Source organism: Sulfobacillus thermosulfidooxidans DSM 9293, assembly GCF_900176145.1.
Lineage (GTDB): Bacteria > Bacillota > Sulfobacillia > Sulfobacillales > Sulfobacillaceae > Sulfobacillus > Sulfobacillus thermosulfidooxidans.
Window position 1 is genome coordinate 874281 of record NZ_FWWY01000001.1, and the last position, 13736, is coordinate 888016.

Annotated in this window: 13 protein-coding genes, 1 pseudogene and 1 riboswitch; of the genes and pseudogenes, 6 read left to right on the top strand and 8 right to left on the bottom strand. The window is 50.2% G+C overall.

What is annotated here, in order from left to right; translation table 11 throughout:
• Positions 1-16: 16 nt before the first annotated feature.
• Together B8987_RS04605 and B8987_RS04610 are read right to left on the bottom strand one after the other, a co-directional pair.
• A complete protein-coding gene (locus B8987_RS04605) occupies positions 17-1333 on the bottom strand; it encodes a hypothetical protein (protein ID WP_084660924.1) in 1317 nt (438 codons plus the stop codon).
• A gap of 92 nt (positions 1334-1425) precedes the next feature.
• The gene (locus tag B8987_RS04610) at positions 1426-2217 is read right to left on the bottom strand and encodes a type III pantothenate kinase (RefSeq protein ID WP_020374368.1); all 792 of its coding nucleotides are present in this window, start codon (positions 2215-2217) and stop codon (positions 1426-1428) included.
• A 254-nt stretch (positions 2218-2471) separates the two neighbouring features.
• Here B8987_RS04610 and B8987_RS04615 point away from each other — a divergent pair, with 254 nt between their 5' ends.
• The 6 genes and pseudogenes from B8987_RS04615 (at position 2472) to ribH (ending at position 8870) form a co-directional block, all read left to right on the top strand.
• The gene (locus tag B8987_RS04615; protein ID WP_020374367.1) at positions 2472-3692 is read left to right on the top strand and encodes a molybdopterin molybdotransferase MoeA; all 1221 of its coding nucleotides are present in this window, start codon (positions 2472-2474) and stop codon (positions 3690-3692) included.
• A 187-nt stretch (positions 3693-3879) separates the two neighbouring features.
• Positions 3880-5070: an MFS transporter gene (locus B8987_RS04620; protein WP_020374366.1), complete on the top strand. Its 1191-nt coding sequence runs from the start codon at positions 3880-3882 to the stop codon at positions 5068-5070.
• 83 nt (positions 5071-5153) lie between these two features.
• Positions 5154-5299, top strand: a riboswitch (FMN riboswitch).
• A gap of 67 nt (positions 5300-5366) precedes the next feature.
• Positions 5367-6512, top strand: a complete 1146-nt coding sequence (ribD, locus tag B8987_RS04625) for a bifunctional diaminohydroxyphosphoribosylaminopyrimidine deaminase/5-amino-6-(5-phosphoribosylamino)uracil reductase RibD (RefSeq protein WP_051005396.1) — start codon at positions 5367-5369, stop codon at positions 6510-6512.
• The gene (locus B8987_RS04630) at positions 6505-7134 is read left to right on the top strand and encodes a riboflavin synthase (protein WP_020374364.1); all 630 of its coding nucleotides are present in this window, start codon (positions 6505-6507) and stop codon (positions 7132-7134) included. The genes ribD and B8987_RS04630 overlap by 8 nt, the downstream gene beginning before the upstream one ends.
• Positions 7124-8340: pseudogene (locus tag B8987_RS04635) on the top strand (bifunctional 3,4-dihydroxy-2-butanone-4-phosphate synthase/GTP cyclohydrolase II). The gene B8987_RS04630 and the pseudogene B8987_RS04635 overlap by 11 nt, the downstream one beginning before the upstream one ends.
• Positions 8341-8420: 80 nt before the next feature.
• Positions 8421-8870: a 6,7-dimethyl-8-ribityllumazine synthase gene (ribH, locus tag B8987_RS04640; protein WP_081503230.1), complete on the top strand. Its 450-nt coding sequence runs from the start codon at positions 8421-8423 to the stop codon at positions 8868-8870.
• Here ribH and B8987_RS04645 read toward each other — a convergent pair.
• From B8987_RS04645 to B8987_RS04670, 6 genes are all read right to left on the bottom strand, one after another.
• Complete coding sequence (locus B8987_RS04645; protein ID WP_084660925.1) at positions 8867-9673, bottom strand: biotin--[acetyl-CoA-carboxylase] ligase; 807 nt, start codon at positions 9671-9673, stop codon at positions 8867-8869. The two genes, ribH and B8987_RS04645, sit on opposite strands and share 4 nt — an antisense overlap.
• Before the next feature lie 12 nt (positions 9674-9685).
• Positions 9686-10177 (bottom strand): 2-amino-4-hydroxy-6-hydroxymethyldihydropteridine diphosphokinase, encoded by a 492-nt coding sequence (gene folK, locus B8987_RS04650; protein ID WP_084660926.1) that lies wholly within the window; start codon positions 10175-10177, stop codon positions 9686-9688.
• Entirely contained in the window at positions 10170-10529 is a 360-nt protein-coding gene (gene folB / locus B8987_RS04655) for a dihydroneopterin aldolase (RefSeq protein ID WP_176213151.1), read from the bottom strand. Before folB ends, folK begins: the two co-directional genes overlap by 8 nt.
• A complete protein-coding gene (gene folP / locus B8987_RS04660) occupies positions 10522-11361 on the bottom strand; it encodes a dihydropteroate synthase (RefSeq protein ID WP_037911939.1) in 840 nt (279 codons plus the stop codon). The genes folB and folP overlap by 8 nt, the downstream gene beginning before the upstream one ends.
• Complete coding sequence (locus B8987_RS04665) at positions 11358-12524, bottom strand: amidohydrolase (protein WP_084660928.1); 1167 nt, start codon at positions 12522-12524, stop codon at positions 11358-11360. The genes folP and B8987_RS04665 overlap by 4 nt, the downstream gene beginning before the upstream one ends.
• A 119-nt stretch (positions 12525-12643) precedes the next feature.
• Positions 12644-13693, bottom strand: a complete 1050-nt coding sequence (locus tag B8987_RS04670; protein ID WP_084660929.1) for a hypothetical protein — start codon at positions 13691-13693, stop codon at positions 12644-12646.
• Between the last annotated feature and the right edge of the window lie 43 nt (positions 13694-13736).

A 13736-nucleotide genomic window follows, 5' to 3' on the forward strand; every position in this document is an offset into this window, starting at 1 on the left:
ACCGTCAGCAGGCTTTTCAGGGCAGCAGATAATCAATGGGTCCCCGGGTGAATCCTGGCCATTCATAGCCCTGTCCCAGGCTCTCTTCCAAAATGTGCTCCGCCAAACTATGGACCACTAAAAAGTAACTGGGATCAGTTTTTAACCGAAGGACCCATGCTGTAGCACGCTCATCGCCTAAGAGCGGTTTAAGCCACGCCTGGACGACGTCGGGCTCAGCCCCTTCTAGCCACATCCACGCATCCGCCAAGGCTAAGGCATCGACTGTATTTCGCCACTTTTGCTTCCATAGGGTTAACCCTTTTGAAACCTCCTCGGGAAGATACGTCACCAAAACATAGAGCACACTTTCAAAAATTGGAGATGGTGTTAAAACAAAGTTGATGCGATCGTGACGACATTGCTGAACCCACCATAAATAGAGTTGACTTAAAATAATCGCTCCTTGGGCATTAGGTCCAAAAAATACGGTCGGTTCAGGTGTGAACCGAACCCAACTCGAACGCTCTAAAGCAGGAACCAGAACATATTGCGGAATCGTCTTATCCATTTCTTGTGGCCATATCGCCCGAGGGAAATCCTCTGTTAACGATGTGACTGACATGACCGGAACAGGACTAAAACTGGGCATTTCATAGAGAATCCGCCGGTTATGCCATTCCCATGCATTGACATGCGCACTGGTCGCCCAGGGAACATCAACGGGACACATAGCACGCTTATCAATTTGAGCCACATAATCATCTAAGGCGACGGCGAGAGGCTCGACCAGTTGAGCTAGTCCGTCTTGAGCTGCCGCTACCGTCCTAAGCCAGCGTTTGAAGTCATCAGCTTCACCTTGAAGTTGAGCCCGAGCAAAAATATCGCCTCCGCGTTGTTCTATCAAGTTATGAAGCCAATCCGCAGCGAGGGTGCATACCCGGTCCCAGGCAATATCCTCTCCTTGAGTATGCAAAAGCCATAGAGTAAAAAACGACGAACGTAACGTATGCAGTGGAGCGAGAGGGGATTGCCACGCTCCTTGTGCAATCCGGTTCGCCGCCAGACGCGCAAAACGTCCCCAGTGCCGTACTTCCTGGTCATCACTGGTCATCGTTAACTGAGAGAGGGCCAACCAATCTTTTCGTTCTTTAGAAAATGCATTTTGCGACCATTCGGGCCATTGAAAACTGTAATGAGGTGCAAAATCATACCAAATCATTGCGGCTGGCGCGCGTTCCACCAGAAGTTTTACAAAAGCTTGCTTAATGGTGTCTTTTTTCGCTGTCACATCACCAAGCTGATCGTCTTGGGACGGCTGAAGGCGTTTTGGTCGTCCAACATACCGCATCATGGCATCATCTCCTCATGGCCCATCTTATGTTGACCACGGTAAAGACGATACCAATCCAATTCTCAGTCTTCTTCCGAAAAACTGTGCCAAATCTAACTGCGCTGAAAATGATACTCGGCCGCATAACGCAATCCATCTAAAGTCAACATCGGTTCATATTTCGCTTCGCAGGGTAAATGGCTCATAATCCGGTTCGCCCACCCTCCGGTCAAGATAACGGGTGCTTTCTCTCCTAATACCTGCCATGTCCGGATAATCAACTCATTAACCATCCCAATAAAGCCATGCCCGACTCCAATGGCAATCGCTTCCTGGGTATTTTGTCCCAACAATTTGTCAGGAATCGCCGGCGGAATAAGCGGTAAGCGGGCAGTGCCTTGAGCTAATGCCTGAGCCAAAAAGTGAGGTCCAGGGGCTATGGTTCCACCTAAAAAGACGCCATCATGAGAGACGGCATCGACGGTTGCCGTTGTGCCGACATCCACCACAACTAAATTCATGCGGTATTTGCGCCATGCGCCTAATGCGTTGACAAAACGGTCTGCCCCTAGAGAATCGGGAGGTGTATACTGCACTTTTAATCCATAACCCGGAGGAGTCACATCTAAGGGTGGAGCGTCGGATAATGTGCGAGCAACCCGGTGGAACACGGGTGTTAATAACGGGACGACCGAAGCCATCACGACTTGATCGACCTGTTCCACCAAAACATCTTGCAAAAAACTCTTTAAAGGAATGCGATATTCATCCGCTGTGCGTTTGGGATCGGTCGACAAACGCCATTCTTCTTGCCATTGACCATGATGATATAATCCCACTTTGATGTGGGTATTGCCGATGTCAATTGCTAATAAATAGTCCACAAAGCGTCTAGGCGTATCCACCCGGGTCTGCTCCTTCCTGCGACTTATTTCCTTCCGATGACAATACCATCCCCCTTTACACTTGTACAGGATAATGCTTGGAAAACAAAAGCAGTTTGCTACAATGAAGCTGAATAATTCATGATTTCCGTTCACGGTATGATCCCTAGCTGTGAGATGGCAATAAAGGTCTAAGAATCCTGAGTAGACCTAACCTAAGAGGCAAGAGGCAAGAGGCAAGAGGCAAAAGGCAAGAGGAAGGATGAAACTACTTTATGCTCATGACGGTTGAAGAAGCCCAACAACGGATATTATCGGATCTCCCTCCCGTAATGCCTAAAGAGCGTGTCCCGTTGCTGCAGGCACTAGGAAGAGTATTAGCCGAAGATATAATCAGTGACGAGGATATCCCAGGCTTCACCAACAGTTCTATGGATGGGTATGCGATTATAGCACAGGATGTCCAAAACGCAAACGCCAATCATCCCATCGCCCTCACGGTCAAAGGAACGATCGCAGCAGGCCATCCATCTCATCAGCCCGTACATCACGGCGAGGCCTATAAAATCATGACGGGAGCTCCTTTACCCCCGGGGGCGGATGCCGTTATCCAAGTGGAATGGACCAAGAAGTTGTCAGATAATCAGGTACTCGCTTTAGCCCCTGTGCGTTCCTCTCAAAATGTCCGTCCACAGGGACAAGATATTCGCCGAGGCGACATCGTACTTCATGCCGGCCACCCTATAAAACCGCCTATTGTGGGTATTCTCGCCACCTTAGGAATCGCAACGGTTAGCGTTTATCAACGCCCCAAGGTCGCCATCGTTTCGACCGGGGATGAGTTAATCGAACCGGGTTCTCCGTTAGGGCCCGGGCAAATCCGCAATTCGAACAGCTATGCGTTGGCTGCCGCCGTTCTTGCGGCCGGTGGAGAACCTTGGGTACTCTCACCAGCCAAAGATACTAAAGAGGCGATCCGTGCCAAGTTTCTTGAAGCTGCTACGCAAGACATCATTTTGAGTTCGGGGGGTGTCTCCGTCGGCGACTTTGACTGGGTTAAGGATGTGTTATCAGAAGAAGGCTCCTTAGATTTATGGCGCGTCAACATGAAACCCGGAAAACCCGTCACATTTGGTCATCTTCACGGTCATCCTTTTTTCGGGTTGCCGGGAAATCCGGTATCGGCATTAGTCACTTTTGAACTTTTCGTACGTCCGGTCATTCGCGAAATGATGAACGTGCATCAATGGCAGCGCACGGTTCTATCCCTACCATTGTATGAGTCTTTCACGGAGATTCAAGATCGTCGTCACTATGTTCGAAGTCGTCTCGTGCAAGAGGGCGAGCAAGTCTATGTCTGGCCCTACAGCAAACAAGATTCCGCGGTACAAACGTCGTGGATCGGCGTTGAAGCCCTCATGATTGTCCCGGAAAATTCCGGCCCCTATCAAGCTGGCGACAAACTCCCGGTCATGTTAATTCCAGCCGATGTTTAGACCACAAAGCCATTGATTTCTATGATATCCTGTAAAATAGTTCAAGATTTATAAATGAGGTGGATCATGTCTCTCCCTTTGACAATTGCCCAATCTCCTCCTAGGGAGAGATCTGCCCAAAACTCGCTGTAAGAGAAATTGGCCATATCCTCCCTTTTCGGTCATTCATCCGAAGGGGGTATTTTTTATGTCGCAATCCGTCTCTAGCTCATCTAGCCATCAAGACGAGTTCTGGCTCCTCGCGAATAATGCCAGTGTGAGCTTAGCAGCACATTTCCGCGAAATTGCTTTGGGTCTTTTCCTGACCCATCTCAATGCTTCGCCTAAAGCCTATGCTTGGTACTTCTTGATGGGATCCATTCCTGGCCTATTTATGACGTCTGTCTATCAAATAATTGGACGACGATACTCTTCCAAATCTGTTATGGTTTTCACCTATGTCATCCGCTTGCTAGCGGCCATCACTCTGTGGCAAGTCAACCATTTTCCCCAAGCCATCGCGGTGTTATTTGTTTTCGCTGCGAGTCGTAGCCTCTATCAAATCGCGGAGGCTCCGTATTTGACCAAAACCGATAATGGAATCTCTACTGGGCGCCTTATTGCCTGGCTTCGCCAAACCGAGAGCCTCATTGATCTCATCGGTCCGCTATTGGCGGGATGGGTTCTTAGGTTATGCGGCTACCGCCAGGGCTTCCTCATTAATGCCGTTTTCTATCTCATAGGCCTCGCTTTCATTGCTCAGCTTTCTAAGATTTCACCCGCAAAGAAGGAACACTTAACATCTCAGGTGCGATCTGCCAGGCGCATAGAGATGCCGCTTTTCGTAATATGGGTCGCGAATTTTCTGGTGTGGATAGGCAACGTCATGTCCATGGCCTACTTGTTCCATATTCTTCATAAAGGGTCTTTAAGCTATGGGGTGATTATGACTCTTTGGGGCGGATCGGGGATTTTTAGTGGCCAGGTTCTTAGGCGTCTCTCTTATACGAAGCTATCACAATTCATGGCCCTGTGGTTTGGATTATTGGCTATTTCGTGGTTTATCATTTCCCAAGATATCGGCTATGCGCTTTTTTGTGTGGCGACGGTTCTGATAGGGTTTAGCTGGTGGATGATTCAGGACAGTCTCACCGCCATCGTTTTAACGTCGCGATCGGGTCACACTGCCGCCTTATCGCAGGCTCGACTTCAGGCGTTTGGTGAGATGGGATCATTCCTTGGCATGCTCGTCATTGTGCTGCTTCCATCGCGGGCCCTTCATATTCAGACGATTTTTCAGCATCTCGCTTTATGGGCTTTGGTTTTGGCTGGAGGATTATGCATCTATGCCGTCATAATCCGCAAAACAGACCATTGCCGGATTCATGACACGAAATAACAATGGTTGCTAAACAGCCAATTCAAGGAAAAATTCTCGGCCATTTGATTTTTTCTGACAAAAGCCATAAGATAAGAATGTCATGAAACCTTCGGGGCGTGGTGAGAGGTTATTCCTCAATTCCCGACCGGCGGTGATCTCACTGATGTGAGTAAGCCCGCGAGCCGCAAGGCAGGAGTCCGGTGTGAGTCCGGCGCCGACAGTACAGTCTGGATGGGAGAAGGTTAAGCCTATTTTGGCTTATACAATTTTTCCATCCCCCGAATTTGGGGGATTTTTTTATGGGGGGAAGACGGATGGAGAGTCAGGTAATGCAGCGCGCGTTATCGCTCGCACGCAGGGGCCGGTATACGACATCGCCAAATCCGATGGTGGGAGCAGTCATTCTGGATTCCCATGGGCAAATTGTCGGTGAAGGATATCACAAGCGCCCAGGTGGTCCCCATGCAGAGATTGTGGCATTACGAAAAGCAGGGGAAAAGGCTCAAGGTGGCACATTATACGTGACTCTTGAGCCCTGTAATCATGTTGGACGCACCCCGCCATGCACCGAGGCCATTATTGACGCGGGTATTACCCACGTGGTCATCGCCATGACTGATCCTAATCCAGAGGTCAAAGGAGGCGGTATCCAACGCCTCAAACAAGCCGGGATCACTGTAGAGGTTGGTGATGGCGAAAAGACCGCTCGCGCGTTAAATCATGCATTTATAACCTGGAGTCAAAAACGTCGACCCTATATTACATTAAAATCTGCCATGAGTCTTGACGGTAAGGTCGCCACCAAAACCGGAGATTCCCGCTATATTACACATGAAAAATCCCTTGCAAAGGTTCATGAACTCCGCCGGTTGCATGACGCCATTTTGGTGGGCGTGGGCACCATCTTGGCCGATGATCCCGCATTAACCTACCGGGGTCCGAAACCGGGACGGGATCCTATTCGGGTCATATTAGATTCTCACGGCCGCACTCCCGCCTCGGCGCGGATATTCCAACAAAATTCCTCGGCACCGACCTTGATTTTTACCACCTCACAATCGTCGATTGACTGGCAACGAGATATTTTCTCTGCGGGCGGCGAAGTCATTGAAGTGTCACAAGATCCATCTGGCGTCGTCGATTTACACGAGGTGTTGGCCGAGCTGGCGTCCCGACATGTGCTCTCGGTATTGGTCGAAGGAGGCCCCCGGGTTCATGCCAGTTTCATTGCAGAACAGTTGGCTGATGAATGGTACAGTTTTATTTCTCCCATCATTATCGGAGGGGTCGCTCCAACGCCCGTTATGGGAGAGGGCATTGCGCGCTTAGCTGATGCTTATCCGGTAGGACCTATCGATGTTCACAAAATGGGAGAAGATGTGATGATTCATGGATTGTTTGGTTCCGTGAACACGTCTTCATCCCATCACATCAAAACACAGGAGGGCCTTCATGTTTAGTGGGTTAGTCGAACACGTGGGACAACTGTTAGCCGTGGATACAGCTAAGGATGCCCATTCCCGCATTTTGACCATTGGCTATGATAAATCCGGTACTCTCGAAGAGGGCGAATCCATCGCCGTGAATGGGGTCTGCTTGACCGTCATCCATCATCATTCTGACTCTTTCCAGGTGGAATGTTCCCCCACCACCTTGTCTATCACCACGTTAGGACAGCTTAAGACGGGTCAGGCACTGAACTTGGAGCGCGCTGTGACCCCCACGACCCGTCTTGGCGGGCACTGGGTGCAAGGCCATGTCGATACACAAGGCCACGTCGACCGGATTGTCGCCGAAGGCGAAGCGCGGCACGTCTTTTTCCGGTATCCTTCACCATATCGAACGCTGATCGTGCCCTTTGGATCTATTACGGTCGATGGAGTGAGTCTCACGGTGGTCGCCGTAGATGAAACCACGTTTCAGGTGACCCTCATCCCCTATACCCTCTCGCACACGAATTTGGGAGCACTGCAACTCGATCAAGCGGTCAACCTCGAATTTGATGTGCTCGGGAAATATGTTCAACAATTATGTGCCCCCTATTTAGGACACGAACAGAAGGTGGTCAATTATGGAGAATGAAGAAAATCTCTTTGAGTTCAATACGATTGAAGAGGCCCTTGATGCGTTAAAACAAGGCGAGATGATTGTGGTCGTCGATGACGAAGACCGTGAAAATGAAGGCGACTTAGTCATGGCCGCCGATTTTGTAACACCTGAGGCGATTAATTTTATGGCGCAATGGGGCCGGGGTTTAATCTGCGTGCCAATGACATCAGAGCGCCTGCGCGAATTAGCCATTCCCTCCATGGTTGATGCCCCTGATGAGTCCATGAGTACCGCGTTTACCGTATCGGTCGATGCCCGCTATACGACCACGACAGGCATTTCCGCTCATGACCGGGCTGCTACCATTAAAGCCTTAATTGATCCCCACAGCCGCCCAGAAGATTTTGTGCGACCCGGTCATATTTTTCCTCTCCGTGCTAAAGATGAAGGCGTCTTAAGACGACCAGGACACACCGAAGCCAGTGTGGATTTGATGCGACTTGCTGGTTTAACACCCGCTGCGGTGATTTGCGAAATTATGGATACTAACGGAACGATGGCACGCTTGCCCCAATTGCAGGCATTTCGTAAAAAATTTGGTCTTAAACTGATTACTATCGCCGACCTCATCCGTTACCGACGACAGCGCGAAACCTTATTTGTCCGAGAGGGCCGTGCCCAGCTGCCAACACGTTATGGAACCTTTACCGCAATTGCCTATACGGAAAAAGAAACGAAAGATACCCATTTGGCGTTGGTGATGGGAGATGTAACAGATGGCCGGCCTGTTTTGGTCCGGGTTCATTCCGAATGTCTCACGGGCGACGTATTTGGATCTAAACGCTGCGATTGCGGCGATCAATTGGACATGGCTTTAAAGAAAATTGCCGATGAAGGTCGGGGTGTCCTTCTCTATATGCGGCAAGAAGGGCGCGGTATTGGCTTGGCTAATAAAATTAAGGCGTATGCGTTACAAGAGGCGGGATATGATACCGTTTCGGCCAATCAAGCCCTAGGCTTCCCACCGGATTCACGGGACTATGGAGTGGGAGCACAAATTCTTGCCGATTTAGGAGTTCACGAAATTCGTTTGTTAACGAATAACCCGAAAAATACTATGCCCTAGAAGGCTATGGCATTAAAATTGTGGAACGGGTCCCCATTCACAGTACGCCCCGTGAAGAAAATGCCTTCTATTTAGAGACAAAGAAGGTCAAAATGGGCCACTGGATGGATTAGGGTAAAGACAGGAGTTCTGCACATTTCGTATAAAGAGAGTGGGGTTTGTAGATACTGTGGCTGAACATCAAGGTTTTCTCATGACGCATCCCGGACAACGCTGGGCGATTGTCGTCAGCCGATTTAACCAGCGCGTCACCGATCGCCTTCTTGAAGGCGCGGTCGATACCTTAATTCGTCACGGCGTTCCTGCCGATGCCGTGGACGTATTTTGGACTCCCGGAGCTTTTGAAATTCCCAACATGGTTCATTATTTATTAAATGGCAATAAAAAATATGCAGCGATCATTACCTTAGGAGCTATCGTGCGAGGAGAAACCCCGCATTTTGACTTCATTGCCGCGAGCACATCCTCGGCCTTGGCAGATTTAAATCGTCATAGCAATATCCCGGTCATCTTTGGCATTCTGACCTGTGATACCATGGCTCAGGCTGAAGACCGCGCTGATGGCAAAGCGGGTAATAAAGGCGCCGAAGCCGCTTTAGCGGCGATCGAAATGGCCGATTTACATTACCGTCTCAAGGATTAGCCAGCGCCGGACGACGGGGCATATGAACCATCGGGAGCACGCACACTGACTTCTCCACTGGATACAGGAATAAGGCTGGAGCCGTGACGAATGAGTAATCGCCCCTCTTCGTCGACATCTTCCGCCCTTCCTGTAAACTGGCCAAAAGGGCCCTGAGCCAAAACGATCTGTCCTAACGTCACACTATAAGCCCGCCACGCCTCAATAATCCCCGCATTGCCTTCTACGAGCCAGCTTTCATAACGGGCTTCTAAATCGTGAGCTAACGCCTGCCATAATAATTCTAATGTGAGCTTCTTAGCTCCCGCTTGCTCCAACGTGATAGCATGCGCAATGTCCCCCGGCACCTGGCCTGTGACATTAATCCCCATACCAACAATAGCCCAGGAAATCGGTGCTGTTCCCGCTTCAACCAAAATGCCAGCATATTTTTTTCCCTGAATAATGCCGTCATTCGGCCATTTTATTCCCGCCGTAAGGTTCGTGATCCGCCTCACCGCATCGGTTAATGCAACGGCGGCGAGCAAGCTTAAAATCCCTGCGTGCTGAAGTCTCGGGGGATATAACAGCGTGGATACGTAAAGGCCCCGTCCAGGCGGTGACCACCAACTGCGCCCTAACCGACCCCGCCCTTGGGTTTGTTCCAGGGCAATAATGGTTGCCCCAGGCGGCACATTCTCTTCCTTAAGACGTTCACGCAAAACGTGGTTGGTGGACCCGACCGTAGGGAAAACCCTCAAGTCTTGTCCTAACCATCCGGATTCATCCCGCCGAAATCCCTCATCCATAAAATTGTCGCTCAAACTCTCGCTCCTTTAATGTGTACTCGGCCAATCTTGTACCCGTATTACCCGCTGTGTGATGACATGTTGCAATAAGGATTGCACAGGTCCCTTGGCGGGAATGACCAGATTCGGCGCAATTTCCTGCAAGGGTTCTAGAACAAAACGGCGCAGATGCAAGCGGGGGTGGGGGATAATTAAATTTTCACGTTCGATAATGGCGTCATCATATAACAAAATGTCGATGTCTAATGTTCTGGGACCAAAACGTTCGGATCGAACCCGTCCACAACGGTGCTCAGTCTGAAGAGCACGCATCAAAATCTCCTCACAAGACCATGATGTCTCGAGCCACAATACCGCATTCAAATAATCCGGTTGCGGTGGACCTCCTTGCGGAGCCGTTTGATAAATCCCGGAACAGCGCTTGATCGTGCCCATTTGGCTAAACGTTTCATGGGCCAGCATAAAGCACTGTAAAGGATCTCCCTGATTTCCCCCTAAAGCCAGAAACACATTATGCATCGCGCCAAATCTCCACTTCTGCGTACCCCATGACAGAAGACACGGGTGGCGCCATCTTTTTCACCCGTACTCCCACTTTACCCACATATGAGAAGGTTAACACCACATCCGCGATGCGTTGGGCGATGGTTTCGATCAAGTTGATGGGAGGGCCTTGCATAATCTCGGTGACCCGGCTAACCACCTCTGCATAATTGACAGTCAATTCTAAAGCGTCATGCGTTGCGGCTTGACGGGTATCGAGGCCAATTTCGATATCGACACGAAATTCTTGCGGTACCACATGCTCATGGGGCAGCGCGCCATGACAGCTTTGGTAACGCAAGTCATAAAGCCGAATCCAATCATACATCGCGGTACCACTTATCAGCCACACGCAAAGCATCACGGGTGGTCTTCACATTGTGAACGCGCAACACATCCACATGGTAGGGGACGGCCAACGCCGCCACCGCAGCCGTGGCGACATCGCGCTCCCTAGGTGGTTTGTCCGTAACGCTGCCAAGAAATCGTTTGCGACTCGGTCCCAACAACAGACCGGCTCCATAGCCGACAAACTCCTCTAAATGACGTAAAACGATCCAGTTGTCATCAACACCATACCCAAATCCTAAACCGGGATCAATTAAAATATGGTCTTCTGCAATCCCCTGATGCCGAGCAAAATCCAGTTGCTGGCGAAAGAAGTCGACCATGGCACCAATATCGATAGTCCCAGGCAACCACGGGCTGACGCGGTTAAACATCATCACCAGACCCGCTTGATGCTGGGAAACAACCTGGGCCATGTCGGGATCACCCGCCAGTCCCCATATATCATTGACGATATCGACCCCGGCTTTGACGGCCCGGTCAGCCACCCAAGCTTTTTGCGTATCGACAGAAAGGCAAACGTCAGGCCAGTGAGAACGGATCGCCAAAATCGGTTCCTCGAGTCGTTGCCATTCTATTTCCTTGGCGACGGGTTCATAACCCGGACGTGTCGATTCGGCTCCAATATCAATAATATCTGCCCCGTCTTGCACCAGCTGCTCGACATGTTCCAAAATCCGGTTCAATTCGACATATTGCCCACCATCAGAAAATGAATCGGGCGTGACATTCACGATTCCCATGATTTTCGTATTCTCTCCCAACACGAGAGCGCGTTGCTGACACTGAAATACCCGACTCACAGACTTCATTCCTCCAAATTGCTCCTATTCCGATCATAAACAACCTGCCCGCGAATAATGGTTTTATCCACCTGACTACGCCAATCAAAGGGGTGGCCTGTCCAAATCACAATGTCGCCATCCTTGCCCGGTTCGATTGAGCCGATGCGGTCCGAAACCCCGCAAATTTCTGCCGCGTTGAGAGTAATCGCCCGTAAAGCCGTTTGCTCATCAAGCCCTTCGCGTACGGCTAAAGCCGCGGAAACCACCAAATATTGGACGGGCACGACAGGATGATCGGTGATAAGGGAAAATTTCACGCCATGTTTTGCTAAAATGGCTGGGGTGTGAAATCCGCGAGCCCGCACCTCAGGTTTCACCCGTGCCACTAAAGCCGGCCCTAAAGACACCGGGATCTGGTATAGGACTAACTCGTCAACCACCTTAAATGCTTCCGTACCATGTTCGATCACTTGCCTCACGCCAAATTCTCGGCCAATGCGCAGGGCTGTTTCAATGTCATCCGCCCGGTGAGCATGCGTCCGCAGCGGAATCACACCATCAATCACCATGAGCAACGCTTCATGATCTAAATTGCGGGGATGGGTGGGATCCTTTTCCCGTTGCTGACGATAGTTTAGGGCCGCCACAAAAGCTTCCCGTAGCGCTTTGGCAACGCCCATACGGGTCATGGGAAATTTCTTGTCGGTACCATACACCCTTTTGGGATTTTCCCCCATAGCACTTTTCATGCCCGACGGCGCTTTGAGGATCATTTCCTCAAGATGTTGGCCATAAAGGCGCAAGGTCGCACCCTGCCCGCCAATGACATTGCCACTGCCAGGTGTCACCCAAGCCGCCGTGATTCCCCCTTGGATCGCATCAATTAAAGCCACATCGGCGGGATTGAAGCCATCGATTGCGCGAATCCCCGGGGTCAGGGGATTAGTCATTTCATTCCCATCGGCTCCTTCTTTCCCTTCGCCATCATTAAACACGCCGAGGTGGGTATGAGAATCAATAAATCCCGGCAAAACGTACTGTCCATGAGCGTCAATGATGTGGGCGTCTTCCGGAATCAAAATATCAGATCCCACTGCAAGGATTTGTCCATCATCATCAATCAGGACCGTAGCCGAATGCATGGCACCATGACTAATCGTTTCCACGCGTCCCCCAATTATCGCAAGCATAAACCCTTTCCCTCCATGATCATATTGTCTAGCATTATTTGATTCCGAAGTCGCTTTTTTCTTGCACCCTATTCCTATCAACACTCGTACCGTTTTGACGCGTGGTTGGAATTCCCGGCTTAAATGACCTGCCCGTTCCACGTCCAGCGTTCTGATGGTACCAGTGCCCATTTGACTATACAATACTCCTTTGCTGTACTCTGCAAAAGATACAGAGACCCACTCGGCTCTACAGCCCCATACACCACACTGCCAACGGGAACGCTGCGCACTTTCATCACCATGGTGCGTCCCTTAGGCGTCAAGATTTCAACGAGGGCCTTGCCGGGTTCGGTTAAATTGATCCCTAAATAAATCCAGCCCATTTTATTGACCCCTAAGAGTTGGCTGTGAACGATCGCTTCGGGCGAGATAAATTGCGTCTGCCGAATCAACTGATTACGCACATTATAAAGCTGAATCAGGCGTTCATAGGGATTATCCCCAGCCACCTCAATCACCAATTGGCGATTGGGTGCCACCACAAACGAACGCACCACGACACCAATGGGGTAATGGCTACTCACTTCAAAGGGATTATTCCACCGGGTTTTGGCGACATTGAGGGTTTGCACCAACTGGCCATTGGGTTTATATTGGCGCAACCAGGTTTCATATTGTCCTTGTCCTAGCTTCACGCCTTCCAAAAGTAAATGCTGGCCATCTCCAGCCATGTGCCAGATGGCTTCGCTTTGTCCCGGCGATGGGTGAAATTGAATAATTTTTACGGGTTTACCCTGTTCAATCCGGTAAACGGCCAATGTATGGTTATCCACAAAATACAAGGATTTTCCCATATATACCAAATCTTCCACTAAGAGTTCGGGCGTGGCAATAATATGCCAGGGATGGGTACTAATAATAATCCGGTGTTGATAGCTATCGGCGATAATCGGGTGATTGTGCCAGATCACAAACGCTAAGGGACCATAAATCTGGCCATCTAACCCTTTGGCTAATGCCAATGAGTCGGCGCGGTGCCCAAAGGGCTCACTCCATACCGTGACCGGATGGGACGTGAAATGCCATATTTGTCGCCGGTACAAATGCTGGCGCACGAAAATCCCTAAAACGCCCATGACGATGAGCAAGGCGATAATCCACGGTCTTTTCCTTATCCAAGACATCATGACCAATCTCCCCCCTGCTCCACGCTATGCAGGAGGGAACACG

Coding starts and splice junctions, on each gene's coding strand:
- B8987_RS04605 (WP_084660924.1), bottom strand. CDS start 1,333: ATGATGCGGTATGTTGGACGACCAAAACGCCTTCAGCCGTCCCAAGAC.
- B8987_RS04615 (WP_020374367.1), top strand. CDS start 2,472: ATGCTCATGACGGTTGAAGAAGCCCAACAACGGATATTATCGGATCTC.
- B8987_RS04620 (WP_020374366.1), top strand. CDS start 3,880: ATGTCGCAATCCGTCTCTAGCTCATCTAGCCATCAAGACGAGTTCTGG.
- ribD (WP_051005396.1), top strand. CDS start 5,367: ATGGAGAGTCAGGTAATGCAGCGCGCGTTATCGCTCGCACGCAGGGGC.
- B8987_RS04630 (WP_020374364.1), top strand. CDS start 6,505: ATGTTTAGTGGGTTAGTCGAACACGTGGGACAACTGTTAGCCGTGGAT.
- ribH (WP_081503230.1), top strand. CDS start 8,421: ATGACGCATCCCGGACAACGCTGGGCGATTGTCGTCAGCCGATTTAAC.
- folK (WP_084660926.1), bottom strand. CDS start 10,177: ATGCATAATGTGTTTCTGGCTTTAGGGGGAAATCAGGGAGATCCTTTA.
- folB (WP_176213151.1), bottom strand. CDS start 10,529: ATGTATGATTGGATTCGGCTTTATGACTTGCGTTACCAAAGCTGTCAT.
- folP (WP_037911939.1), bottom strand. CDS start 11,361: ATGAAGTCTGTGAGTCGGGTATTTCAGTGTCAGCAACGCGCTCTCGTG.
- B8987_RS04665 (WP_084660928.1), bottom strand. CDS start 12,524: ATGCTTGCGATAATTGGGGGACGCGTGGAAACGATTAGTCATGGTGCC.
- B8987_RS04670 (WP_084660929.1), bottom strand. CDS start 13,693: ATGATGTCTTGGATAAGGAAAAGACCGTGGATTATCGCCTTGCTCATC.